Annotated in this window: 21 protein-coding genes; 14 read left to right on the forward strand and 7 right to left on the reverse strand. The window is 56.3% G+C overall.

The genetic code is table 11. From position 1 onward, the window contains the following. Nucleotides 1–550 precede the first annotated feature (550 nt). On the reverse strand, nucleotides 551–1,177 hold the full coding sequence (locus RA157_RS13025; protein ID WP_350333562.1) for a LysE family translocator: 627 nt from the start codon (nucleotides 1,175–1,177) through the stop codon (nucleotides 551–553). A gap of 225 nt (nucleotides 1,178–1,402) precedes the next feature. Next, on the reverse strand, nucleotides 1,403–2,260 hold the full coding sequence (locus RA157_RS13030) for a LysR family transcriptional regulator (RefSeq protein ID WP_350333563.1): 858 nt from the start codon (nucleotides 2,258–2,260) through the stop codon (nucleotides 1,403–1,405). A gap of 117 nt (nucleotides 2,261–2,377) precedes the next feature. Here RA157_RS13030 and RA157_RS13035 point away from each other — a divergent pair, with 117 nt between their 5' ends. The 7 genes from RA157_RS13035 to RA157_RS13065 all read left to right on the forward strand — a co-directional run bounded on the left by RA157_RS13035 (nucleotide 2,378) and on the right by RA157_RS13065 (nucleotide 11,082). Further along, a complete protein-coding gene (locus tag RA157_RS13035; RefSeq protein WP_350333564.1) occupies nucleotides 2,378–3,829 on the forward strand; it encodes an aldehyde dehydrogenase family protein in 1,452 nt (483 codons plus the stop codon). Nucleotides 3,830–3,833: 4 nt separating this feature from the next. Continuing rightward, a complete protein-coding gene (locus tag RA157_RS13040; RefSeq protein WP_350333565.1) occupies nucleotides 3,834–4,823 on the forward strand; it encodes a membrane dipeptidase in 990 nt (329 codons plus the stop codon). An 83-nt stretch (nucleotides 4,824–4,906) separates the two neighbouring features. Then, nucleotides 4,907–6,601, forward strand: coding sequence for a hypothetical protein (locus RA157_RS13045; protein WP_350333566.1), 1,695 nt, complete (start codon nucleotides 4,907–4,909; stop codon nucleotides 6,599–6,601). Beyond that, nucleotides 6,598–7,263, forward strand: a complete 666-nt coding sequence (locus tag RA157_RS13050; RefSeq protein WP_350333567.1) for a DUF3726 domain-containing protein — start codon at nucleotides 6,598–6,600, stop codon at nucleotides 7,261–7,263. Before RA157_RS13045 ends, RA157_RS13050 begins: the two co-directional genes overlap by 4 nt. A 75-nt stretch (nucleotides 7,264–7,338) precedes the next feature. Next, nucleotides 7,339–8,493, forward strand: a complete 1,155-nt coding sequence (gene argE, locus RA157_RS13055; protein ID WP_350333568.1) for an acetylornithine deacetylase — start codon at nucleotides 7,339–7,341, stop codon at nucleotides 8,491–8,493. Between the two features lie 412 nt (nucleotides 8,494–8,905). Next, nucleotides 8,906–10,144: an NnrS family protein gene (locus RA157_RS13060; protein ID WP_350333569.1), complete on the forward strand. Its 1,239-nt coding sequence runs from the start codon at nucleotides 8,906–8,908 to the stop codon at nucleotides 10,142–10,144. An 86-nt stretch (nucleotides 10,145–10,230) separates the two neighbouring features. Then, the gene (locus RA157_RS13065; RefSeq protein ID WP_350333570.1) at nucleotides 10,231–11,082 is read left to right on the forward strand and encodes an urea carboxylase-associated family protein; all 852 of its coding nucleotides are present in this window, start codon (nucleotides 10,231–10,233) and stop codon (nucleotides 11,080–11,082) included. 48 nt (nucleotides 11,083–11,130) lie between these two features. Here the strand turns inward: RA157_RS13065 and RA157_RS13070 are convergent, their stop codons facing one another. Continuing rightward, a complete protein-coding gene (locus RA157_RS13070) occupies nucleotides 11,131–12,825 on the reverse strand; it encodes a methyl-accepting chemotaxis protein (protein WP_350333571.1) in 1,695 nt (564 codons plus the stop codon). A gap of 494 nt (nucleotides 12,826–13,319) precedes the next feature. On the opposite strand from RA157_RS13070, the gene RA157_RS13075 reads away from it, so the two are divergent. From RA157_RS13075 to RA157_RS13100, 6 genes are all read left to right on the forward strand, one after another. Beyond that, on the forward strand, nucleotides 13,320–14,915 hold the full coding sequence (locus RA157_RS13075) for a BCCT family transporter (RefSeq protein WP_350333572.1): 1,596 nt from the start codon (nucleotides 13,320–13,322) through the stop codon (nucleotides 14,913–14,915). A gap of 448 nt (nucleotides 14,916–15,363) precedes the next feature. Then, nucleotides 15,364–16,716 carry a substrate-binding protein gene (locus tag RA157_RS13080; RefSeq protein ID WP_350333573.1) on the forward strand — a complete coding sequence of 451 codons (1,353 nt, stop codon included), beginning with the start codon at nucleotides 15,364–15,366 and terminating at the stop codon, nucleotides 16,714–16,716. Nucleotides 16,717–16,825: 109 nt separating this feature from the next. Next, complete coding sequence (locus RA157_RS13085; protein ID WP_350333574.1) at nucleotides 16,826–17,854, forward strand: branched-chain amino acid ABC transporter permease; 1,029 nt, start codon at nucleotides 16,826–16,828, stop codon at nucleotides 17,852–17,854. 4 nt (nucleotides 17,855–17,858) lie between these two features. Further along, the gene (locus RA157_RS13090; protein ID WP_350333575.1) at nucleotides 17,859–19,037 is read left to right on the forward strand and encodes a branched-chain amino acid ABC transporter permease; all 1,179 of its coding nucleotides are present in this window, start codon (nucleotides 17,859–17,861) and stop codon (nucleotides 19,035–19,037) included. Nucleotides 19,038–19,048: 11 nt separating this feature from the next. Next, nucleotides 19,049–19,804, forward strand: coding sequence for an ABC transporter ATP-binding protein (locus RA157_RS13095; RefSeq protein ID WP_350333576.1), 756 nt, complete (start codon nucleotides 19,049–19,051; stop codon nucleotides 19,802–19,804). Beyond that, the gene (locus RA157_RS13100) at nucleotides 19,804–20,568 is read left to right on the forward strand and encodes an ABC transporter ATP-binding protein (protein WP_350333577.1); all 765 of its coding nucleotides are present in this window, start codon (nucleotides 19,804–19,806) and stop codon (nucleotides 20,566–20,568) included. Before RA157_RS13095 ends, RA157_RS13100 begins: the two co-directional genes overlap by 1 nt. 351 nt (nucleotides 20,569–20,919) lie before the next feature. On the opposite strand, the gene RA157_RS13105 is transcribed toward RA157_RS13100, so the two are convergent. The 3 genes from RA157_RS13105 to RA157_RS13115 form a co-directional block, all read right to left on the reverse strand. Further along, nucleotides 20,920–21,432 carry a hypothetical protein gene (locus tag RA157_RS13105; protein WP_350333578.1) on the reverse strand — a complete coding sequence of 171 codons (513 nt, stop codon included), beginning with the start codon at nucleotides 21,430–21,432 and terminating at the stop codon, nucleotides 20,920–20,922. Continuing rightward, a complete protein-coding gene (locus tag RA157_RS13110) occupies nucleotides 21,429–23,621 on the reverse strand; it encodes an efflux RND transporter permease subunit (RefSeq protein ID WP_350333579.1) in 2,193 nt (730 codons plus the stop codon). The genes RA157_RS13105 and RA157_RS13110 overlap by 4 nt, the downstream gene beginning before the upstream one ends. A 191-nt stretch (nucleotides 23,622–23,812) precedes the next feature. Next, a complete protein-coding gene (locus tag RA157_RS13115; protein ID WP_350333580.1) occupies nucleotides 23,813–24,307 on the reverse strand; it encodes a flavin reductase family protein in 495 nt (164 codons plus the stop codon). 199 nt (nucleotides 24,308–24,506) lie between these two features. Here RA157_RS13115 and RA157_RS13120 point away from each other — a divergent pair, with 199 nt between their 5' ends. Next, nucleotides 24,507–25,112: a pyridoxamine 5'-phosphate oxidase family protein gene (locus RA157_RS13120; protein ID WP_350333581.1), complete on the forward strand. Its 606-nt coding sequence runs from the start codon at nucleotides 24,507–24,509 to the stop codon at nucleotides 25,110–25,112. Between the two features lie 46 nt (nucleotides 25,113–25,158). Here the strand turns inward: RA157_RS13120 and RA157_RS13125 are convergent, their stop codons facing one another. Continuing rightward, nucleotides 25,159–26,049: a bifunctional 5,10-methylenetetrahydrofolate dehydrogenase/5,10-methenyltetrahydrofolate cyclohydrolase gene (locus tag RA157_RS13125; protein WP_434058441.1), complete on the reverse strand. Its 891-nt coding sequence runs from the start codon at nucleotides 26,047–26,049 to the stop codon at nucleotides 25,159–25,161. Nucleotides 26,050–26,143: the final 94 nt, after the last annotated feature.

Consider the following 26,143-nt stretch of genomic DNA (forward strand, 5'->3'; position numbering starts at 1 on the left):
GCATCAAGTGAGGGATAACAACCTGACTGGCATGCTCTGGACCCCGGCTCTGCGCTGCGCTTGGCCGGGGTGACGGTCTGTGGGTTGGCGCAGAGGCAGGGCGCGCCGGGGAGCTGAGAACCACCACCCCTTAGTGTTATACGGTTGAGCGTCACTACACCCCATGTCATGCCGGGCTTGATCCGGCATCCAGTCAGGAGGATGCCACACCCTCGGAGCGAGCCGCCTCTGATGCCTCAATCAGTGCTGTGCTTGGCCGGGGTGACAGTTGGTGGGGTCGCGCAGATGCAGGGAACGCCGGGGAGCCGAGAACCACCACTCCTTAGTTTTTATGAGGCTGAGCGTCACTCCACCCCGTGTCATGCCGGGCTTGATCCGGCATCTAGTCGGGAAGGTGCCACACACTCAGAACCTGCCGCCTCTGGACCCCGGATCTTCGCCTTCGCTCCGTCCGGGGTGACGGGGAGTGGGTGAGGCAAGGACAAAGAAAAAGGGTAAATGACAACACTTTTCCCTCGCCTGCAAAAAGTTTGGCTCTTGCCTCTTCTCTCTACCGCGATACCGATTTCAACCCCAGCAGAACAGCCGCCAGGATCATGAAGCTGCCGCCTGTGCGTTCGATCCAGAGTTTTGCATTGCCTTTAAAGCGGGCCGCGACCCAGCTGGCGCCTAACCCGTAAGCCGAAAGAAACAGGCCGTCCAGAGTGATGTAGGTGACGGAAAGAATGAGAAATTGCGGCCAGAACGGTGTATCCGCCTGGATGAACTGCGGGAAGAGCGCCGCAAAGAAGACAACGGCTTTCGGATTGGCGGCAGAGGTCAGAAAACCCTGCAACCACAGGCTTTTGAGGGAGGTTCGGGAGCGCGCCTGATCCAGTTCCGGATCGATCGCTCTGGCATTGCGGATCATTTTGATGCCAAGCCAGATCAGATAGGCAACACCAGCCCATTTGATGATGGAGAGCGCGGTGCCTGAGGCGGCGATAATAGCGGCGAGACCCAGACCTGCAGCCAGCATCTGCAGAGCGTTGGCCGAGAGGTCTCCAGCCGCTGTGGCGAGCGAGCGGCGGAACCCGTGAGCCCCGCTGTTCGACAGCATCAGCAACTGGCTCGGCCCTGGTGTGCTCATCAAAGCCAGAACTGTTGCAACATAGATGAGCCAAATCTCGGTGGTCATGATCCCCTCCAGATGTTCGGGATGATATTGGCTGAAATCTGAGGCGGTTTGCAATGGAATTTAGAGCGTGTTGCGCCAAAGTGGGAACCGGTTTGGCGATAAACAACTCGCGTCAACAAAGACATGGAGCATGCATAAGAGTCCTGTTCATCGCAAAATGCTTTAGTAGAACGTCCCGCGTGAGTTTGCTGTTTCGGAGCCTCGGGTCTGAGCAAGAACTTCGCGTTACCCAACCACAGCCTCAAAGGCTTCTGCTGCCGGGGATAATCTCTCACCACTGCGTTTCAGCAGTGTCAGGTCACGGCGGATGGTGCTGTTGGCGATGGGCAGGAAGGTGAGAATTGTATCCTCGGGGCTGATCACCAGCTCTGGCAAGACCGTAATGCCGAGACCATTGCGGACCATGGCCAGCAGGGATGTGGTGTTGTGTACAGTCAGGGTTGACCGTGTGAGGATAGCCTGGAAGTCTGGATCATCGATCTGACTGCAAAGCGCGTTGGCGATCAGCGGGAAGTCCTGCATATCAGCCCAGGTCAGCATGGCCCAGTCGCGGGCCAGCGGGTGATCCCGGCGGCAGATAACGCCAAAGGCATCATTCAGGAGACCTCGTTGCATAAGGCCGGGTCTTTTGATGATGCCCGAGGCAATCCCGAGATCGGCACGGTCCTGTTCGAGCTCGTTGATCACCGAGCGGGAATCCATATCCCTGATATCCACCAGCACGTCCGGATGCGTCTCGCGGAACCGGGCAACCGCCTGAGGCAGCAGAGCTTCTGCTGCAGAGGGCACTGTGGCGATACGCACCAGTCCGGTTTCGGACTTGGCCTGCCGCTCAATGGCGTGAACCACCTCGTCAAAATGGATGACACCGCGCCGGGCTTCCTGAAGGGTAAGGCGGCCCAGCGGCGTGAGCCTGCTTTTCCGGTCAGACTCAAACAGGGGCGCACCCAGATGAGCCTCCAGCTGCTTGAGGGTCATGGAGATGGCGGAGGGTGTGCGCCCAAGGCGGTCAGCGGCATCGGCCAGACGTCCGGTTTCCGCCACCTGGACAAAGCATCGGAGCATATCGAGTTTGATGGACATCGTTACAGTTTTTCTGAAATTAAATTCACTAATTTTAGATTGATTGAAATTGAATTCTATGTCCACTCTTAAAGCCAATGAATCGGCACATATCAGATAAACTGGGACCAGAAACGCATGGCTGAGCACACAAAAAACTATATTGCAGGCGAATGGCTTGAGGGCGTCAGCGACGTTGAAAACCGCAATCCGTCTGATTTGTCAGATGTGATTGGTCATTTTGCCCAGGCTGATGAAGCGCAGCTGAACCGGGCGCTTGATGCCGCCCGCGAAGCCCAGATTGAATGGGCCTCTTATGGTCTGGAACGTCGCCAGAATGTGCTGATGGCTATCGGCAATGAGATGATGGCCCGTGCCGAGGAGCTGGGTCGCCTGCTGTCCCGCGAAGAGGGCAAGCCGCTGGCAGAAGGCAAGGGCGAAGTCTTCCGCGCTGGCCAGTTCTTTACCTACTACGCGGCTGAAGTGCTGCGCCAGATTGGCGATACCGCAGACAGCGTGCGTCCGAATATCGAGATTGATGTGCGTCGCGAACCGGTTGGCACAGTGGCCATCGTCAGCCCGTGGAACTTCCCCACAGCAACGGCGAGCTGGAAGATTGCTCCGGCACTGGCTTTCGGCAATGCGGTTATCTGGAAACCGGCCAATATCACCCCGGCCTCTGCTGTGGCGCTGACAGAAATCATCAGCCGTCAGGATATTCCGAAAGGCCTGTTCAACCTGGTTATGGGGTCGGGCAGCTCAATCGGTCAGAAACTGGTGGAGAGCACCGGCATCAACGCGGTGTCGTTCACGGGATCAGTCCCTGTGGGCCGTCAGGTGGCGGCAGCTGCTGCGACCAATTTCACCAAAATCCAGCTTGAAATGGGCTCAAAAAACGCTCTGGCCGTGATGGATGATGCAGATCTGGATCTGGCAGTTGCGTGCGCGCTGAATGGTGCTTTCGGTGGAACCGGGCAGAAATGCACAGCCTCTTCCCGCCTGATTGTTCATGATGCGATCCACGATGCCTTTGTCGAGAAACTGGTGGCCGGTGCCGAGGCCATGGTTGTCGATAATGCCCTGAAAGAAGGCACCCAGCTTGGCCCGGTGGTCAGCGGTGAGCAATTGCAGGGCAATCTCGATTATGTGGCGCTGGCGAAAGAGGAAGGCTGCGACCTGCTGACCGGCGGTGGTCGTCTTGAGCGCGCAACAGAAGGCTTCTACATGGCACCAACGGTCTTTGCAGGCACCAGCAACGCCATGCGGGTCAACCGGGAAGAAATGTTTGCGCCGATTGCCTGTGTGATCAAGGTTGGGTCTTACGACGAAGCTCTTGCAACGGTGAATGACACCAGTTTTGGCCTCACATCCGGTATCATGACCCGGTCTCTGGCCCGCGCCAACCACTTCCGCCGTAACGCGAAGACCGGCTGTGTGATGGTCAATCTGCCGACCGCTGGCACGGACTATCACGTACCATTTGGCGGTCGCGGTGAGAGCTCCTACGGCCCCCGGGAGCAGGGCACTTACGCGCAGGAATTCTACACCACCGTGAAGACGGCCTATATCGCCTCTGGCACCCCGGAGTAAGACAATGACACGTCCGGTCCGCATTGATGGTCTGCAATATGCCAACTGGTCGGAAAAGATTTTCCGTCAGATGCAGGAGGGCGGGGTTGATGCCGTCCATGTGACCATTGCCTATCATGAGAATTTCCGTGAAACGGTCTTGAATATCGAGCAGTGGAACCGCTGGTTCGAGCAATACCCGGACCTTATCATGCATGGGCGGACCGGCGATGACGTGCGCACGGCCAAAGAAACCGGGCGCACGGCCATCATCTTCGGGTTCCAGAACCCGTCGCCGATTGAAGATGATATCGGGCTTGTTGAAATCTGCCATACGCTCGGTGCCCGCTTCATGCAGCTGAGCTACAATAACCAGTCACTGCTGGCGACGGGCTGTTATGAGGCGGAAGACCCCGGCATCACCCGCATGGGCAAGCAGGTTATTCGCGAGATGAACCGGGTCGGCCTTGTGGTGGATATGAGCCATTCCGCTGAGCGATCAACACTGGAAGCAATCGAGATCTCCGAGCGCCCGATTGCCATTACTCACGCTAATCCGTCTTTCTGGCATGAAGCGCTGCGCAACAAGTCAGACGATGTGCTGAGGGCGCTCGGGCAATCCGGTGGCATGCTGGGTTTCTCGCTCTATCCTCACCACCTGAAAGGCAAGTCCGATTGCACGTTGCAGAGCTTTTGCGACATGATTGCCAGAACAGCCGAACTGATGGGTCCGCAAAACCTCGGGATCGGGTCTGACCTCTGTCAGGATCATCCGGACAGCGTGGTGGAGTGGATGCGGGTTGGCCGCTGGTCCAAAGAAATCGATTATGGCGAGGGCTCAAAAGACAATGCAGGCTTTCCACCCATGCCGGACTGGTTCGAGGATAACCGCCATTTCGGCAATATAGAGCAGGGCTTAAGGGCGGCAGGCCTGTCTGATCAGGACGTGGCCGGGATCATGGGTGAGAACTGGCTGCGGTTCTTTGACGAGAACTTCGGCCCGAGACAGGTCTGAAACAGGCCCTAAACAGGCCTGATACAGGTTCCGGATAAACCGAAAGCGGAGCTTGTCCGTAACGATTGTGTAAGGGGAGGCGTATGATGGCTGATGCTGATCACAAGACACCAATCCGGATTGCCCGACGCAATCCGGACAAGGTGATGCGGCTCAAGCGCCTTGGCTCCCTTCATCAGTGCCGTCTTTCCTTCATGCGGACCCTGCTGCGCAGACTGCGCGATGAAAACTGGCGGTTTGAACGCCTGCGGTTTGACTTCGATGTAAGGGGAGAGGGAACGGCTGTCTATGCGGCCATTGGGCCGGAGCGCACCTATAGTCTTGTCTGTTTCGGGCATGATCTGCCCGCCGAGCAGCGCTCTGACCGGGTAATCGCGGAAGCCTGGGATTCCACCTTTACCCTGTTTGACGGCGTTCCGGATGATGCAGACATCGAACGGCTCCGTGCCAATGTGCCGAAACAGGAAGCCGGGCGGATTTCCGGTAAGGAATTGTCCCTGTCCCGCGCCAATCGGTCGGTCCGTCTGTTCGATGCTGTTGTCTCAGCGCTTGCGAACGGGCGGCAGCCGGATCGGGAAGAAATTGAGGCGGTTGGCTATCTTATGCGGACAACGGCTGTGTACGGGTCCGGAAAGTTCGGCGCGGCAGACAGGCAGGCCATTGAAGACCGGCCCGAATGTCGCGGACCGTTCCAGATCGAAATGCTGTCCGTCTATCTGACACGAACCTATGTGATGGACCTGGTGGAACATATGGCCCGCCTCAGAGCACCGGAGAAAGCCGTTGTTCTCGAGCCGGAATTGCGTCGGGCCTTTGGTGTGGGCAACTCCACCGGGCTCGGCATGGCTCCCTTCATCATCAATCACCCGAAACTGTTCAACAACTGGATTGCAGCACGTGAAGAGGCACTGGCACGGGTCAGATCATTGCCCGGGGCGTCGGAAGGTGAACGGTCCGATTTCCTTGAAAACCTGAAAAGAGCCGGGCGGATGGTTGCTCACTGGCAGTCCGGTCATCCACTGCAACTGGAGAAGATTGCTGATCTCAAGCAGGATCTCAGACTGCTGGATGCCCATCTGGCTGATGAGGCTGTTCTGGATGCAGACTATCCATGGGATGCTCTTCATGTCTGGGCAGAGGAAGTGTTGTCTCTTGAAGGGCAGGAATTACTCGTGTCCCTGATGATGGAGCCTTACGGACATCTGATTGATGAGCTGACCGGAACCATGGCGGCAGATGAAGGCGGGTCGACCGTATTGAACGGTGCAATGAGCATCGGTCATCTGCGCGGATTGATCTCTGAATTCTATGGCTGGGCGCTTGCTGTTGACTGGGAGGACCGCGGGGCCATTGCACGGGTCTGGTATACCTCTGAAGAGAAGCTGGAGCCGCGGCTGGGCGAGCGTTTTGAGGAGCCGATAGAGGCCTATGAGCAGCCGCTTGCACCGGGTCGGGACGTGGCGCGCCTGATGACAGCGCTTGAGGCCTGGGACTATGGCGAAACGGTTGCGGCCTTCCTCCTCAGCCATCCCGAACATCGGCACAGTGTCCGCCGGGTTCAACTGGCTGAAACACACGTTTATGCGGAAATCCGTGACAATACGATTTCTGCTGACCTGCTGCCCATCGATCTGCTGCGCTGCAAGCTGTCATTCTTCGGTGCCATCCATTTTGACCCGCGGTCTGATCGCTGGGTCCGGATCAACATGTTCAAGAGTGCACCATTCCCTCATGAGCTGCAGGCTCTAGGGGCTGATGACTGGAGCTATTCTGCATGATTGACCAGACCATGATGGATCTTTCACTGGGAGAGTTCGAAACCCTGATCAAGCGTGCAGCCAAAGGATGCGGGCTGGGCTTTGGCGAAGCGGATGACATGGCGGCATCGGCGCGCTGGGTTATGGCACACCGGATGGCTCCGGCAGGGTTTACCCATGAGTTCCTCCAGACACTTGAGCGAACCAGTGCAGAAAGCCGCAGGCCGGTGATTTCTGCAGAGGACTGGGCCACAGGCTGGGTGGGCACAAGTGGTGTATTCTGTTCATTATCCGCCGGAATAGCCCTGAGTGATCGTGAAAATCTGATCCGTGCCGGGTTGAACCTTTCTCTGGACAATGTGGTGTCTCCGGTCTTCCTGCTGCCGTTTCTGGCAGGCCTTTCCGGCCGCACGGGCCTGGTGGTCCAGGCCTGCTGGTACGATCTGTCTGTCAGTCTGAACGGAAAAGAGGCTCTGATTGACGGCGACTCTCAGCACTTGATGGCATCTGCAGCTCCGGTCCGGCTCCAGTTTCTGGGTGAAGGCACTACGACCGGGGGCGTCCCTATGAAGCCGCATGGTCGTGCGGAATTGTCACGGGAGGAGCTGGCGGCTCTTCAGGCGCTCGCACACCGGACCTATGCTCCGGCAACAGAGGAATCCCGCCTGAAAGGTGCTGGATAGAAGGCTGCTTTACAGCGCGGATCTTGCGTTTGTCGGTTGAGGCTGAAACAGTCATGAAAACATGACTCGGAGCCGATGATGCAGCCCCAGACCCTTGAGATGATTTCCCGCCTGGTATCGTTCAACACCGTCTCCTCCCGTTCCAATCTGGACCTGATGGTGTTTGTCGAGACCTGGCTAGAGAGCCACGGTGTTGCGTTCCACAAGATCTTCAGCCCTTGCGGGGAAAAGGCCAATCTCTACGCCACAATCGGCCCGATGGTGGAAGGGGGCGTTGTCCTCTCCGGTCATACAGACGTTGTGCCGGTGGAGGGGCAGGACTGGAGTACCGACCCGTTTACACTTGTTGAGAAGGACGGACGGCTCTACGGGCGTGGCACATGCGATATGAAGGGGTTCGTTGCCCTGGCTCTGGCCGCCGTGCCGGATATGGTGAAAGCTGACCTGAAACGTCCCATCCATCTTGCGTTGTCCTATGATGAGGAGGTGGGGTGTACGGGTGTCAGTTCCATGGTGGAGGCCATGGCTGAAACACTGCCGAAACCGTCCGCGGTGATTGTCGGTGAGCCCTCGATGATGGGGATTGTCAACGCGCATAAGGGAATTGAGGCGTACAGAACCCGCGTCACCGGCAGGGCAGCGCATTCCAGCCAGACAGATCGCGGTGTCAGTGCGGTCATGATGGCGTCCCGGCTTATAACCTTTCTGGATGACCTGGCTGAGGAATGCCGGTCGAATGCGCCGGAAGACTGTCCGTTTGAACCACCTTTTACGACCATACATTGCGGTGTGGTGAACGGTGGAACGGCGCTCAACATCATCTCGGAGCAATGCGAGTTCCTCTGGGACATGCGGACCATTCCGTCTGATGATGCAGCCGTGCTGTATGACCGGTTTGAAGAGGAATGCGCTCGTCTGCGGACCCGGATGCAGGCCGTGGCACCCGAGACGGATATCATCACCGAGTCTCTGGCTGATGCACCGGCGCTTGGTCCTGAAACAGAAAGCGAGGCAGAGCGCCTCTGTGCATCAGTCACAGGGCGGAACAGCACCGGCGTCGTCTCCTATGCCACAGAGGCCGGACATTTCCAGCGTGTCGGGTTCTCCACTGCAGTCTGTGGACCCGGTTCTATCGATCAGGCCCATCAGGCTGATGAATTCATTACCCTCGAGCAGGTGCGGGAGGGGGAAGCATTCATGCATAAACTGATCCGGTCTCTGGAAGGATAGAGCTCTCTTTACGTCTTGGCTGCGTCACTTCGTCTTTTTAGCCATTCAAATGGGTCAGGTAGACTTTGATCAAGTTGTACCGATGATTCCCTGCATATTCTAGGGTCAAGACACATTGCTCACGCCCATTCTGTTTATCAGGGAAGGGCGGAATGGACACAAACAGGAGCGCAGGACAGGTGGACCCTATTCAAGCTGTTGTTTGTGGCCAGGCTGTGCTTCCCTGATGAACCCGAAGGGCGGGGTCATTTTACCGCCCGGCTTTGTTGGAGATCCTTGAAAACCAGAAGGTTTCCTGCGGACCTCCGCCGCGCCGGACAAAAAAATGACTATCGCAGAATGGACGTCAGCAATGAGTTTTGACCCTAGGCGGTGCCGTTCAGGTGTGAATGGTATCTGACAGGAGTGCGTGATGAGCAAGACAATGGTTCATGAGACGCGGAATACTATCCCGGTTCCGGTATTTCTCACCGAGGGGTTTCGCTTTTTCTTTTTGATGGCGGGCCTGTTTGGATTCCTGTCTGTGGCATTCTGGCTTGTCTGGCTGGCTGTTCACGCGATGGATGGTGTTGTTCCTGCGCCGACAATTGGCATTGCGCCCCATTACTGGCATGCCCACGAGATGATCTACGGTTATGCGGTTGCTGTCATCTCGGGCTTTTTTCTGACCGCTGTGCCGAACTGGACCAATTCGAAACCGGCCCGAGCCCTATTCGTCACCAGTGTCGGCATGGTCTGGCTGGCCGGGCGGCTCGCTGTCTGGTTCTCGGCCTCTCTGCCGCTGGAACTTGTCGCCCTTATCGACCTGGCCTTTCTGCCACCACTGGCGGCGCGGATTGCCTGGAATCTCAGACGTAATCCGCAACCACGCAATCTGGTTTTCATTGGCCTCCTGGCAATTCTGTTCACTGGCAATCTGCTGATGCATCTGGGGTGGATGGACATCGTGGATTACGGAGCAGAGCAGGGTGCCCGTGTGGGTCTGCTGACGGTCTGTGGCATGATTGCCATTGTCGGTGGACGGATCGTCCCCGCCTTCACCCGTAATGCATTGCGCCGGATTGGTATTGAAGAGGCCGCGCGTCTGCCTGTGACCAACGAAAAGCTTGAGAAAGCCGGCATTCTCACGTCCATTCTGGTGCCGTTTCTGGTCCTGGCTGACCTGGGGGATCTCGCCGTCGGTTTCGCCGCGCTCGCTGCCTGTCTCGTCAATATGGTGCGGTTCTCCCGCTGGTGTTGGCGGGCAACACTGACGGACCCCATCCTGTGGAGCCTGCATCTCGGGTTCTTCATGCTTATCCTCGGCTATGCCAGTCTGGCGGGGGCATTGCTTCTGGACTGGCCCAATGAGGTTGCTGCTCTGCACATGCTGGGTATTGGTGCCGTCGGGGGCATGACCATGGCCGTGATGACCCGTGCCACTCTGGGGCATTCAGGGCGACCACTGAAAGTGTCACGCCTGACAGCCTGCGCTTATCTGATGATCGCCATAGCCGCCCTTATCCGCGGGGTTCTGGTTGACTGGTTCCCTGGTGCCTATAATGAAATCATGCTGGTTTCTGGCGCGATCTGGCTGCTCGGCTTTGCCTTGTTTCTGGTCCGCTACGGGCCATTGCTGACCACCCCGCGACCGGTAACGGGCAGCACTTAGACTGCATATCCAATGGCTCGATAAATGGCTTCCAACAGGGGCCGAACTGCTCTACCTTGCCCGCTCAAGAACAAGGGAGAGGCCTCATGAGCAATCATCATATTCCTGAGGATGCCGCCGACAGGCGTGCCGTTGAACCTGTTATCTGCTATCCGGTCAACAGCCTCTCACCGCCGGATCTGGATACATATCGAACGCTGCGGGAAACAGCGGAAAAGACCGATGAGGTGATTGCTCCGCCACGGGATGCCGCCTGCTTCCGGGTGCCTGCCGGGCATTTCTTCCGCATCACATCTGTGGAAGGGCCGCAGGTAGGCGATCTCAACCTGTGGAATGCCAACGATCTGAACGAGCGCTTCTATACGGGCAAGACCCGGGCCCTGCATGGAACCCATCTGACGGAAGGTCATCGGATGTGGTCATCCTTCCCGTACCTCCGCCCCATGGCCACGATCACCGGGGATAGCTTGTCCTGGTACGGCTTTGATGAGTTCGGCGGCGGTGTTCATGATGTGATCGGTACGCGCTGCGATCCCTACACCAACAACCTGCTGTCCGGCGGACATTACCATCATTGCTGTCATTCCAACCTGATCCGGGCCCTTTCTGAGGAAACCGGCCTGTCGCCGGATGAGGCCGAACCCTATGTGCATGACGTGCTGAACGTCTTCATGTGTACCGGGTTTACCCGTGACACTCATCAGTATTTCATGAAAGCCAGCCCGGTCAGGCCGGGGGATTATCTGGAATTCTTTGCAGAGATTGACCTTCTGGGCGCTCTTTCTGCCTGTCCGGGCGGTGATTGCAGCAGCGAACATTCAAGTGACACCGCCGCCTGTTACCCGCTCAAGATCGAGGTCTTTTCACCCTCTGATGCCGCCCTGAAAGACTGGTCATCTCCGGCTGTGAACGGGTATGACCGGAGCCATGGACTGTAAAAAAGGGGCCCTTGAAAGGGCCCCGATCTTTTGTCCTGAAGTCTGGCTTTAAGCTGCTGACTGGGCCTTGACCTCGGTCAGGAAGCCGTTGACCTGATTGCGCAGAGTGTCTGCCTGTTGCTGTAAGTCGACAGACGACTGATTGACCATTTCGGCAGTTTCTCCGGTATGTCGTGCCGCATCGGTCACATGAACGATACTGGATGAAACTTCCTGTGTGCCCTGCGATGCCTGGGTCACATTGGTTGCGATTTCCTGGGTAGCCATACGCTGCTGGTCGACTGCTGTGGCAATCTGCGCGGAAATTCCTGAAAGCTGTTCAATCGTGGCAGAGATGGAACCGATGGCTTCGACCGCATGATCGGTCTCGTTCTGGATGTCTGAAATCTGTTTATCGATTTCTTCTGTGGCCCTTGAGGTCTGGCTCGCCAGCTCTTTCACTTCTGATGCAACAACGGCAAAGCCGCGCCCCGCTTCTCCGGCTCTTGCAGCCTCGATGGTTGCGTTCAGCGCCAGAAGATTGGTCTGTTCGGCGATGTCCTGAATGAGAGACACCACATCGCTGATCTGCTTGGCGGATTCTGCCAGACGGCCGACCCGGTCATTGGTGGCGTTGGCTTCACCAGACGCCTGCATGGCCATGCCGTTTGACGTCTCTACCTGCCGGGCCACTTCTGCGACAGAGGCAGCCAGCTCTTCGGCTGCGGAGGCGACGGCTTCCACATTGGCGGAGGCCTGTTCGAGATCAGCTGCAACCTGCACAGTCTGTGCCGATGTGCTTTGGGCTGTCTGGCTCATGCCTTCTGACGCCCCGTGCAGCTGGTTAGCCGAGTGCGAAACCGTTGCCAGCATATCCGTAATTGTCTGGTCAAACTGATGACACAGGCTTTGAACCTTCTCGCCGCGGGCGAGGGCCTGTTCCTGCTGGGCTTTCTGATTGGCCACCAGGCCTCTGCGGCTTTGCTCGTTCTCAACAAAGACAGTCATGGCCTTGGCCATGGCACCGACTTCATCACCGCGGTCGGCACCGTCTACTGTGATATCGCAATTGCCGTCTGCAAGGTCACCCATATTGGTCACCAATCCGGCAATCGGCCTGTTGATCGAGCGGATAATGCCATAGGCAATGACACCTGAAACCAGTAGGCCGATAAGACTGACGATGATAACAAGCTCAGCCTGGTTCCAGAATTCAGCCTGCAGATCGTCAATGTAGACCCCTGTGCCAACCATCCATTGCCAGGCGGGAATGCCTTCAGACCAGCTGATCTTGTCAAACTCGCCCTCAAGGCCGGGCTTCGGCCACACGTAACTGACAGCACCGCCGCCATTGCGGGCCTGTGTGATCATTTCTTCAATCAGCTTAACGCCGTTCTTGTCTTTCAGGTGGATGATATTTTTTCCGACCAGTTCAGGCTTGACCGGATGGACCTGAGTGGTTCCTGTCCAGTCATAGATGAAGAGATAACCGGTTCCGCCATCAAAGCGCATGGCATTGACCGCGCTTTTGGCCTGGTGCTGTGCCTGTTCTCTTGTGAGTTCCCCGGCACGCTCTCGTTCTTGATAGTCTTCGATAATGGTCTTTGCCGAGTTCGTAATGTGCTTGATGCTTGCAAGACGCTCTGCGTTCATAACGGAACGCAGCTCAGAGAGATTAAGGGTTGCCAAGGACAGGGTGAAGAGAAAGACCACGATCGTCGGGATGGCGATCTTCCATGCGAGAGGGAGCTTTGAGAGGAACATTTTACTTGCGCCATTTGAGTTTCTGACGGTGTGGTAATGTCCTCTTATATTTATAATATACTGTTAATTTGAGGGGTCTAGATTTAGATATATTTGTTATTAGTGTAATTACTTATTTTTAGAGCTGTTTCAATTATCTGTATATAAGTATTTATATTGATATAATGTGTTTCAGTGCTTGTCTTTTGCTGTTCGTGCATCACGGCAATCCCATCATCGTTTCTATCTGGCCAACAGGTCAGATGAATGAAATCGGCATGGCAGATTTCATGGATAAAAATCCTCCCGAGTAAATTTCATAATCAACCATTTGACAGATCGGTAACTCCGTTTATTCGCCCCGAGAGGGGCGGTTAATGTAAGTAATTATCATTTTGATTCGACATTCGTATAATAAGCCCAATAATAGATGGTCGAGTTTCTGGGGAAAAGCTGGGGAGGTTTATTCAGCAAGCAGAATGAATACAATTTGTACAGACTGTTAGGGAGGCGTTATGTCTGAGACAAAGAAAAAAATGCTTGATCCTGATCCGAGGGTTCTTGATTTCGAGACGGAATACGAGTTGGGGCAAGACAATATCCGACCATTCGGGCTGGATATCCACAATCCGGTTTTTCTGATATCGGCTGTGGTCATTGTCGGCTTTGTTATGCTGGCCTTGGCTAATCAGGAAGCATCTGCCGCGTTTTTCGGCTGGCTGCGACCATTTCTGACCAGCACGTTCGACTGGTTCCTGATGCTGTCCGTCAACATCATGATCATCTTTTGCCTGTTCCTTGCGATTTCGCCTTTGGGGAAGGTGAGGATCGGCGGCAAGGACGCCACGCCTGACTATTCCTATGCTGGCTGGATTGCGATGCTGTTTTCCGCCGGTATCGGTATTGGGCTGCTGTTTTTCGGTGTTCTGGAGCCGATGTATTATTCCCTGCCGGAGTTGAATACTCTGCCGCTGGGCGCTGATCCATCCGTCCCGGGTAACGAGAATATGGGCATTGTGGGAACCGTGTTCCACTGGGGTATCAGTGGCTGGGCCGTCTATGTGGTGGTTGCCCTTGGCTTGGCTATTTTCTGCTATAATCTCGGATTGCCGCTTACCCTCCGTTCCGCCTTCTACCCGATCCTTGGCGAACGCGTCTGGGGCTGGTGGGGTCATATCATCGACACTCTGGCAGTGTTTGCGACCCTGTTTGGCCTCACCACATCTCTGGGGCTCGGGGCGCAGCAGATTGCAGCCGGTCTGAACGATGTCTTCGGCATCGCCAATTCCAGCACTCTGGTGGTGATCCTTATCCTCGGCATTACCGCAGTTGCGCTCGGTTCCGTGCTTATGGGCATGGATGCAGGCGTCAAGCGTCTGTCCGAGATCAACATGATCATGGCAGCATTGCTGTTTGTCTTTGTCCTGCTCTCGGGGCCGACCCTGGCTCTGCTGGGACGCTTCGGCAGTGTGATGGTGGATTATGCGGCGAACATCATACCGCTATCGAATCCGTTCGGGCGGGATGACCTTGGCTATATGCATGGATGGACCACATTCTACTGGGCCTGGTGGATTGCCTGGTCACCGTTTGTCGGCATGTTCATTGCGCGTATTTCCAGAGGGCGGACCGTGCGTGAGTTCATCATCTGTGTTCTCATTGCTCCATCTTTGGTTTGTGCTCTCTGGATGGCCGTGTTCGGCGGTCTGGCTCTTGAACAGCTGAATGACGGCTATACGGGCGTCAAAGAAGTTGTTGCGGCTTATAAGCCGGAGCTGTCTCTGTTCCGCATGCTGGATCAGCTGCCGCTCTACAACATCGTTGCACCGATTTCTCTGGTTCTGATCGTGGTGTTCTTCGTCACATCGTCGGATTCAGGTTCTCTGGTGATTGATACGATCACCGCGGGCGGCAAGATGGACGCGCCGGTTGCTCAGCGTGTGTTCTGGTGCACGTTCGAGGGTCTGGTAGCAATTGCCCTGCTTCTGGGCGGAGGTCTGAATGCTCTGCAGGGGGCTGCGGTGTCCATGGGCATACCGTTTACCCTGGTGCTTCTGACCATGTGTTACTGCCTGTATCTGGCACTGAAGTCCGAGCATGAAAAAATCTGACCGGTAAGTGCCGAAATTCGAGATGTTAGATCTGGAGCATCTCCGCGACCTCCAGATCTGCAATGCCTCACCCGGATCATTTGGTCCGGGTGAGGTTTTTCATTTTGAACAGTGAGGAAGAGATTCGGTCAGTTTCCAGGGCGTCACTCCCTCTGAAACAGGGGTGCAAGGTGCGCTGGAGGCGCGATAACAGTGCGGATTTTCTCTGAAATACGGTCAAAGATAAGAGGTGCTCTGCCAGGCCAAAGGAAAATCCGCTTATCTTTCAAGGATGTGGTTTTGGGGTGCCGCTTAACTTGCTCTGACCCTGACTAAGCATATCCCCTTAGACTTTAGGCTTAATCTCAAAGTGGAGTGGAAACTTACCGCGAACTGCTGAATGCTGGTAAAGCCCTCTAGTGCATTTGCATCAACGTCACATTCGGTTTGTTTTCGGGAGGAACACCATATGACGAATTGGAAGGACGGCGTCAGCCGTCGTAGTTTTATCAAGACAAGCGCAATCGGTGCTGCCGGTCTGGCGATGCCGACGATTTTCACAAGCGCAGCCCGCGCCGCCTATACCAATGAGCCGAAAGGGAGTTCGGTTACACTTGGTTTCAACGTGCCGCAGTCCGGCCCGTATGCGGATGAGGGCGCCGATGAACTTCGTGCGTTCAAGCTCGCCGTCAAGCACCTGAATGGTGAAGGCGATGGCGGCATGATGAACACCATGAAGCCGCTGAGCCTGAAAGGGAACGGCGTTCTTGGCAAGAAGGTTGAATATGTAACAGGCGATACGCAGACCAAGTCTGATGCTGCCCGTGCTTCCGCCAAGTCCATGATCGAGAAAGACGGCGCAATCATGATTTCCGGTGGTTCTTCCTCCGGCGTGGCGATTGCTGTGCAGGGTCTCTGTCAGGAAGCCGGCGTGATTTTCATGGCAGGCCTGACCCACTCCAACGACACCACCGGCAAGGACAAGAAAGCCAACGGCTTCCGTCACTTCTTCAACGGTTACATGTCCGGTGCGGCTCTGGCTCCTGTGCTTGAGAAAATGTACGGCAAAGAGCGCCGTGCCTACCACCTGACCGCCGACTATACCTGGGGCTGGACACAGCAGCGCTCCATTGCTGCCGCGACCGAGTCAAAAGGTTGGGAGACGGTCAACAATGTGCTGACGCCGCTGACGGCAACGGACTTCTCATCCTATATTGCTCCGGTTCTGAACTCCGGTGCCGACGTCCTGGTTCTGAACCATTACGGCGGCAACATGATCAACTCGCTGACCAACGCTGTTCAGTTCGGTCTGCGTGACAAGCAGGTCAACGGCAAGAACTTCGAGATCGTTGTGCCGCTCTACTCGCGCCTGATGGCCCGTGGTGCCGGTAACAACGTTAAGGGTATCTTCGGTTCCACCAACTGGCACTGGTCCCTGCAGGATGAAGGCTCCAAGGCCTTTGTTAAGTCCTTCGGTCAGGAATATGGCTTCCCGCCAAGCCAGGCTGCCCACACCTGCTATGTGCAGACGCTGCTCTATGCTGATGCGGCTGAACGCGCCGGAACCTTCAATCCGTGCGGTATCGTCGAGGCGCTGGAAGGCCACAAGTTCGACGGCATGGGCAATGGTCCGACCGAGTATCGCGCAGAGGATCACCAGTGCTTCAAGGACGTTCTGGTCGTGAAGGGTAAAGAAAACCCGACATCAGAATTCGACGTTCTGGAAGTGGTGGAAGTGACCCCACGTGCGCAGGTTGAATACGCTCCGGACCACGAAATGTTCGCAGGCGGTAACCTCGGCAAGTGTAACGCGGGCGCCTGAGCCTAGCACGTACAAGACGTCAAGAGAGGGCTGCTGCTTCTGGCAGCAGCCCTTTTTTCAAGACAGTCTACTGGCAACACACAATAATTGAATTGGGACGGAACAGACGATGGACGCGATCCTTCTGCAGATTCTGAACGGTCTCGACAAGGGCAGTGCCTATGCACTGATCGCCCTTGGACTCACACTCATTTTCGGAACACTGGGCGTTGTCAACTTCGCTCACGGGGCGCTGTTTATGCTGGGTGCCTTTTGTGCGGTGGTTCTGCGCAAAATTCTGACGCTTGAGAGTGTGGTCCTGAGTGAGACAGAACTCACCCCATGGGGAACCCCGAAAGAGATCAGAACACCCTATGCCGAAAGCTGGTTCGGCGATTACGGCGCATGGCTTGTGGATTTTTCCGTCCCTGTCTCGATCATACTGGCCATCCCCGTGATGATGCTGATTGGCATTGCCATGGAGCGCGGCCTGATCAAGCATTTCTACAAGCGGGCACACGCGGACCAGATTCTGGTGACCTTCGGGCTGGCCATCGTCCTGCAGGAAATCATCAAGGCCATCTTTGGTGCCAACCCGATACCGCAGCCGTCTCCTGAAGCCATGGGCGGGTCTGTTGATATCGGACTGATGCTGGGTTTTGCGGAGAATGTGATCATTTATCCGGTCTGGCGCATGGTCTACTTCTTCTTTGCCGCCATCATTGTGGGTGCGGTCTTCGCCTTCCTGCAGTTCACCACATTCGGCATGGTGGTGCGGGCCGGTATGGCCGATCGTGAGACCGTCGGGCTGCTCGGCATCAATATCGACCGGCGCTTTACGCTGATGTTCGGTCTGGCCGCCGTGGTAGCAGGCCTTGCAGGTGTGATGTATACGCCAATCCTGCCACCCAACTATCACATGGGCATGGACTTCCTGGTCCTAAGCTTCGTGGTGGTCGTGGTTGGCGGTATGGGCTCTCTGCCGGGTGCCGTTCTGGCGGGTTTCCTGCTTGGAATTCTCGAGAGCTTTGCCTCAATGAACGAGATTAAATCCGTTCTGCCGGGCATCGACCAGATCATCATCTATCTGGTGGCTGTGGCTATTCTCCTGACCCGACCGCGCGGTCTGATGGGTCGCAAGGGCGTGATGGAGGACTGATCTGATGCTATCCACATTCCAACGCAGCGACAAACTGCTCTTTGTCATCTTTGTCATCATGGTTCTGGCTGGCCCGATTATCCTTGCACCATTCGGTGCCGGTTATCCGGATCTTCTTCAGCGCTTTGCCATCTTCGGTATCTTTGCCATCGGCTTCAACATTCTGTTTGGCCTCACAGGGTACCTGTCCTTTGGTCATGCGGCCTTTCTGGGGGTCGGTTCCTACGCCTCGGTCTGGATGTTCAAGCTGCTGAGCATGAACATCATTCCCGCCATCATTCTGGCGGTGATCGTCTCCGGCCTGTTTGCTCTTCTTATCGGCTATGTCAGCCTGCGTCGCTCGGGGATCTACTTCTCCATTCTGACACTGGCTTTTGCCCAGATGAGCTACAATCTGGCTTACTCGGTCCTGACGCCGATCACCAATGGCGAGACCGGCCTGCAATTGTCTCTGGATGACCCGCGCATTCTTGACGGGGGTGGGGCGGCAGATGCTCTGCCATTGACCAATCTGTTCGGCCTGACGATGAACTCCACCTCCAAAGTTGAACTGATGGGGCTGACGCTTCAGTTCAATGTGGGCTTCTATGTCTGTGCCCTGTTCCTGATCATTGCCTTCTACATCTCTATGCGGATTTTCCGTTCTCCATTTGGCTTGATGCTGCGGGCAGTGAAAACCAACCAGAACCGGCTGAACTATACGGGCGTCAATACGCGACCCTATACACTGGCGGCCTTCGTCATCTCCGGAATGTATGCCGGACTGGCTGGCGCGCTTCTGGCCTCGACTGATCCGCTGGCCGGTGCCGAGCGCATGCAGTGGACGGAATCCGGTGCTGTGGTGCTGATGACCATTCTTGGCGGTGCAGGAACTCTTGTCGGTCCGGTTCTCGGAGCAGGTTTCATCAAGTACTTTGAGAACATCTTCTCCAAGATCAACGACAATGTGCTGGCTGGATATTTCTCCTTCATGCCGGACTGGCTGTCCGATGTGATGGTGTTCCTTGTGCATCCGTTTGTTGGCAAGGGCTGGCATCTGACCCTGGGTCTTCTGTTCATGATGGTGGTGATCTTCCTGCCCGGTGGACTGGTTGAAGGGGCGAACCGCATCATGAGATGGGTTCTGATTGCCAAAAGCGGCACGGTCGTTCGCGGCCAGCGTGCCTCCAATCCCGCTGAATAGGAGATGCGGATATGAGCATTCTTGAAGTTCAGGGTGTGAACAAGCACTTCGGCGGGCTGCACGCACTCAACGATGTCAATCTGTCTGTTGAAGAGGGCAGTGTGCATGCGATCATCGGGCCAAATGGAGCCGGGAAGTCGACCCTGCTCAACTGCTTTGTCGGACGCCTGATTCCGGATACGGGCACGGTCCAGTTTCAGGGAGAATCCCTCCTGGGTATTGCACCACACGAGATCAACCAGCTTGGCGTGTCGCGGGTGTTCCAGACCCCGGAGATCTTCTCCGATCTGTCGGTACTGGAAAATGTCATGATCCCCAGCTTTGCCAAGCGGGACGGCTCGTTTGAGCTTAATCCGTTCGGTGCGGTGAGAAGCGAAGCCGAAATTCGCGACCATGCCGAGGAAATGCTGGTGGATGTGGGGCTTGAAAACCAGAAGGGCCAGATGGCTTCCGCCATGTCACGCGGTGACAAGCGGCGTCTTGAGCTGGCCATGTGTCTGGCCCAGGACCCGAAGCTTCTGCTGCTGGATGAGCCGACTGCCGGTATGGCGCGGGCGGACACCAACAACACGATTGATCTCCTGAAGAAGATCGGCGAAAGCCGGGGTATCACCAAGGTGATCATCGAGCACGACATGCATGTGGTGTTCTCGCTGGCCGACCGGATTTCGGTTCTGGCCCAGGGAACGGTGATCGTTGAAGACGAGCCGGGCAATATCAAGGGCAATCCGAAGGTCAAGGAAGCCTATCTCGGGGAGGCACACTGATGGCTGAACAAATCGCGGTCTCGAAGGCCAATCTCAGTGCCAACCATGCGGCATCGGCTCCGGCCTTTTTCTCCGCCTGGGATGTGCATGCCTATTACGGCGAGAGTTATATCGTCCAGGGCATCAGCCTGAACATCCATGAGGGTGAAATTCTGGCTCTGCTGGGCCGGAACGGGGCGGGCAAGACCTCGACCCTCCGGACCATTGCCCGGGTGGATACGCCCGCTTTGACCGGTGGCGAGATCTGGCTTGATCACAAGCCTCTGCATCAGATGGCTTCTCATCAGGCCGCTGCTGCCGGGGTGGCGCTGGTGCCGGAAGACCGGCGGATCATTCCTGGTCTGACGGTGGAGGAAAATCTTGAACTGGCCCAGATCGCCGAGCCGAAGGGCTGGTCTATCTCGCGCATCTATGAGCTGTTCCCGCGCCTGGGTGAACGTCGCAATCAGGAAGGGGTGACCCTGTCCGGTGGAGAGCAGCAGATGCTGGCAATCGGCCGGGCTCTGGCCCGCGACATTAAACTCCTGCTGCTGGATGAGCCTTATGAGGGGCTGGCCCCGATTATCGTTCAGGAAATCGAACGCACTCTGAAGGAGATCAAGGCACTTGGCATCACCACGGTGATTGTGGAGCAGAATGCTGTGGCAGCCCTGAAGCTCGCAGACCGTGCCGTGATCATGGATACCGGTGAAATCGTTTTCTCCGGGACTGCTCAGGAAGTGCTGGATAACGAAGCGCTGCGTGAAGAATATCTGGCGATTTAGATCTGGATCTAGAGCAAATGCTCTGACTGTTTCCTCCGTACTGTATCCGCTGGCGAGTGATCGCCAGCGGTTTTTTTTAGGGTCAAAACTCATTACTCACGTCCATTCTGCGATGGTCATTTTTTCGTCCGGCGCGGCGGAGATCCGCAGGAAACCTTCTGGTTTTCAAGGATCTCCAACAAAGCCGGGCGCTAAAATGACCCCGCCCTTTGGGTTCATCAGGGAAGCTCAACCTGACCACAAACAACAGCTTGAATAGGATTCACCTGTCCTGCGCTCTTGTTTGCGCCCATTCTGCCCTTCCCTGATGAACAGAATGGATGTGAGTAATGAGTCTTGACCCTGAGGGCTTTACCGTTTCCTGAAACTGATCTGACTGAGCCTTCCCGACTTGCCACTCGTTGCAAATGTTCCGCGGGTTGAGAGAGTCACCTTCGACTGTGCCACGGTCCATGAGATCTGGCCGGAGAAGTGTTCTCCGGTTTCCGGCAGCTTGGTGCGGAATGACAGAGTGACAGTCTGGCCTCGGCGTTTGCCATTCACCGTAATGCCACCGATACCATTAGGATTGGTCCAGTTGCCGGTATAGGCTGTCCCGCCTGAGACGGACTGGAGCTGGCCGTTGATCTTGAAACTCTTGCCGGCAGTTGCACATTTGCCGTTTACAAACAGCGCGCCCGTGCGACCCTGAATCCGATTGCTGATCCTGCAACGCACGGCTTCCTTTGCAGCATCCGGCTCTGCCCTGGCCCAGCCTTTGCCGGTCCAGCTTCCCGCAAGCTGCTCAAGAAACGCGTCGGCACTGGCCGAAACAGGAACAAGCATAAGGAGAAGGGCGAGCGGAGGAAGGAGATATCGTGTCATTGGGCCCATTTTCTTCTTAGTAGAGCGGGAAGCAGCACCAGGTCCGCCAATAGTGCTGCAACAAAGGTTGTTGCCATCATCGCACCAAACAAGCGAACCGTGCCGAACGGGCTGAACTGTGTTGCTATCAGCCCGATGCAGATCGTGAGTGTTGTCGCCGTCATGATACGGCCTGTCTGGTCAATGGATATACGCAAGGCCTCATCAAGCGGATGACCATTCCGGCGCTCAAGCAGATAGCGATTGGTAAAATGAATGGCATCATCAATGGCAATGCCAAAAGCGACGGTCAGCGCCAGAACGGCTGGCGGGTTCAGTTGACCCGCATTCATCAGATGAACCAGCACAGCGGCAATCAGCAGGGGAAGCACATTGGGCAGCAGCAGGCAGATGACAAGCACAAGGCGTCGGAATGCCACAGCCACCACAAGAGAGGCGATCAGGCAGGCGGCAATTAGCCCGTTTCCGAGCTGAGACACCACATCAAGCGCATCGTGGCGCAGGATGATGGGAAAGCCCACATTGCTCTCGGCTCCGGCCTGAAGGGCGGCTTTCTCAATGCGGTCGTGGCGCGCAAAGGTCTCGGGACTGTGCATGGGTTCGGGCACAAAGGTGATGACGCGGGCTCTGGTCCTGTCGGGTGACAGCAATTGCGCTTTCAGACCCTGAGGCATATCCGCAAGGGCATCATCATCGGGCAGGCGGTCCGGCGTGCCCAGCCAGTCAGCTACACTTGCAAGAGAGAGGACGGAATAGTCCGGCGCTTCCCGGCGGATAACCTCTGTTACATCCCGGAGTTTCTGCCAGCCATCATCGCCAGAAATGTCCACATCACTCCAGATGCGGAAGAAACCACCGAAATGCTCTTCAATAACCCGATTGGCGCGGCGCACATCACTGGTCTCTGGCAGATTCTTGTAAAGGGGAAACCAGGCGCGTGTTTCCAGGTAGCTTGCAGCACCCAGCGCCGAAAGCAGCAGAGAGACGACCATAATCATCCGTGCGGACTGGCGGGAGTGACGGTGAAGAAAGCGTGCCGCCTGGCTCCAGAGGCGAGCCCCCCGTGGGGTCGACAGGGGTGGGGCCAGAGGCGCGATCAGCGTGAACCCGACCAGAACCACCAGATAGGAGACGAGGACACCCACTGCGCCAAGCAGGGCCAGCTCGTCCAGCTGATCGAATTCGGAGACAGAAATGGCTGTAAAGCCAATTGCAGTGGTGAGCGAGGTCAGGGCATTGGCTGGCCCCACATCCAGCAGGGTCTGGCGAAGCCTGTCGTCCCGCGTGCGTGCCGGGTCCATATGCTGGAAATGCATGGTGAGGTGGAAGCCGTCCGCTGCACCAAGCAACAGAATGAGAATGGGCACCACAACATTGAGGATGGTGATTGGATAGCCGAACAGCACAAAGACGGTCATCGCCACCAGTGCGCCGCATATGGCAGGAATGAACACCACCAGAGCCGCGCGGATGCTCCCCAGGAGAAATACGGCAAGAGTGAAGGAAAGAACGGTTCCGGCACCGTTCACCACCACCACTTCGCTCTTGAGATTGTCTACCATGTCAATCGCTATGGCTGCTTCCCCGGTGAGCGTCAGCCTGAGGCCGGGCAGGGGGTGACCTGCCAGAATATCGCGGACTGTCTCGACGCTTGTTTGTTCTCCATGGGCCTGGCCCGGCGGGTCCAGAGGCGCGATAATCAACGCCTTCCGGTGGTCTTCGGTGACGGGAAACCGGAGCGTGGGAACTGCCTCCTTATAGGCGTCAAGCCGTGTGTCCAGGGTTGCGAGATCAAGCTCCAGCGGAAAAACGGGCTGCTCCGCATAGAGGGGATGTGTTTTCGGAAACCGGGCCGAGAATGGAGAGAACACAGTCTGAACGCGATCGGCAAATTCCAGATCAAGAGCCAGGTCCCGCATGGCTTCATAGTCCTGGGTGGTGAAGGGCCGGTCTGCCTCAATCAGCAGGGCGGCAACCTGCGGCTTGCCGTTCATCGCGGCAACGAAGCGAGTGTAGCTCTTGGAGCGCGGGCTGTCTGAGATAAACCCGCGCTGGATATCATTGTCGAACCGGATAGAGGGAAGGACCAGAATGGACGCGGCCAGAACAGCTATCATGATCAGGCTCGCAGGCAGCCTGTATGCAAGGGCTGCCAACCCCGGAGCGACAACATGGGAACGCGAAATCAAGACCTTCTCCCGCAAAACTGATAGGGGATCAGACCCCAGGGCTGGCGCCAAGTAAAGGTCGGGGAGGCACCGTGATGGCCAAAATCACGGGCTGTTGTAGGAAGTTTATGAGAATGTGCCTCTGGGCAGTCCGCGCAGAGAAAAACGCTTAAAGGACCGCCGCCGATTCAGGTTAATGGTCTCGCTGTGCTTTAAGCAGCCTGACCGTCCGGGTTCATCCGTCTGAATGCGCCGTTGAAATAGGTCACAGGAATGCTGTCAGAGGTAAAGGCTTCCTGCACATGACCAATGAAAATGGTGTGCGAGCCCTGAACAACGCTGGATGTGGTTTCACAGAGCAGAACAGCGGATGCATTGGTCAGGACAGGAAGGCCCATGGGGCTGTCGAGCCAGTGCCCGTTATCGAACCGGCGATGTTCCTTTTCCGCTTCCCGGCCTGCAAAGGCGTTGGCCAGCAGGGTCTGTTCCTCAGAAATGACATTGACAGAAAACCGACCGCTTTCAGCCACCATCTTGCTGATATGGCTTGTATTGTTGAGGCAGACCAGGACTGAGGGCGGATCGGCGGAAACCGAACAGATGGCGCTGACGGTCGCTCCGTGAGGCCCGTCTGCGGTCTGTGTACAGACGATGGAAACCGGTGTTGCCACACGGCGCATCACATCTATGAACTGGTCGCGATCCATTCTATCGTGTCTTCCCCAGAAACCTGTAAGTCCGAAGCTGCTGCTCTGTCTTTTACCAGAGCGCGGTCCGGTGCAGATCATTTGACGGTTGATTTTGATGGTTTTTCCGAGTGTTTCTGCTTTAAAACCGTCATTGATTGCAAGAGATAGACAGTTTTGCACATCAGATCAATGAACCGCTGGCCAGGAGGGGATGGAGATGCAGGCAATTACCTCAATCGCAGAGCTTGAGGCTCTCTATGGCACACCGGCAGAGGCGTCCCTGATAAAAGTCGCCCGCCAGATGACACCGTCATATCGGAAGTGGGTCATGCAGAGCCGCTTCTGTATCCTGACCACCGTGGGACCGGAGGGGACGGACGGTTCGCCGCGCGGAGATGATCGCCCCGTTGTGGAAGAGCTGGATGAGAAAACCCTGGCCATGCCTGACTGGCGTGGCAACAACCGCATCGACAGCCTGCGCAATATTGTCCGCGACGGGCGCGTCTCGCTGATGTTCATGGTGCCCGGTTCAAACAACACGGTTCGCCTGAACGGAAAGGCGAGCCTGACAGCTGACCCGGATATGCTGGCCCGCTTCGATCGGAATGGAAAACAACCGCGTACGGTCATTCTGATTGCCATTGAGGAGATCTATTCCCAATGCGCCCGGGCTCTTATCCGCTCAAAACTCTGGACAAATGGTGATGAAAGTGCCGATCTGCCCAGCGTCGGCGATATGCTGCGGGAAATGACATCCGGCGCCTTTGACGGCGAGCGTTATGATGCGGACTGGCCTGGCAAGGCGGCAAAAACAATGTGGTAGGCAATGGGCAGGCGGGATTACGCTCCCGCCTGATATCTGCGTCTGATCAGACCCATTCAGCCGCGATCTGGCGCTGATGGGCGACAATGGCATTTCGCATCAGAATGCCAACCGTAACGGGGCCAACGCCACCGGGAACCGGCGTAACCCAGCTCGCCACCTGCAGGACAGCATCCGTATCCACATCGCCCACAATCCTGATGGTGCCATCCGGATCGGTGATCTGGTTGATGCCGATATCAATCACTGCAGCACCCGGTTTCACCATATCGGCACCAAGGAAATGCGGCTTGCCCACGGCTACGATCACCACATCGGCCCGGCGGGAATGAGATGCAACCGAACGGGTCATGTGATGACAGACGGTTACGGTTGCACCCTCTGCCATCAGCAGGAAGGCCGCAGGCTTGCCAACGATCTCGGAGTGGCCGATCATCACCACTTCAAGGCCCTTGAGATTAAGCCCGGTTGCCTTGATCAGTTCAACTGAGGCTGCTGCTGTACACGGGGCAAGGGCAACATCGTTATAGACAATGTTACCGATGGAGGCCGGGTTCATCCCTTCCACGTCTTTCAGGGGATGAATGGCTGATTGCAGTGCACGGACGTTGATATGCTCCGGTGTGGGGCGCTGCAGAATGACACCGGTGACGGTGGGGTCGTCATTCAGCTCGACAATCCGTGCTTTTGCTTCATCCTGGGTAATATCGGCAGGCCAGAACAGTTCCTGAAACGGGATACCGGCCTTTTCCGCCGCACGTGCCTGGTTGCGGATGTAGATAGCCACTTCCGGCACATCGCCGATGGAAATGGAGACCAGCTTGCCGATAGGTTTTGCTGAGGCCGTCTCTTCAACAAAGGCGCGGACTTCATTCAGTATCTTGGTCTGCAGGGCACGACCGTCCAGTAGTCTCGTATCCACGGATGGAAACTCCAAAATTGCAGGATGGTGATGATTGCAGTCTGATTATCAGTTTTTGTGCAGTGCAACCACCGAATTTGCGTCCGGATTTACAGTTCTCTGCCGCTAT

It is taken from the genome of Coralliovum pocilloporae (assembly GCF_030845175.1).
In the GTDB taxonomy this organism is placed as follows: Bacteria; Pseudomonadota; Alphaproteobacteria; order Rhizobiales; family Cohaesibacteraceae; genus Coralliovum; species Coralliovum pocilloporae.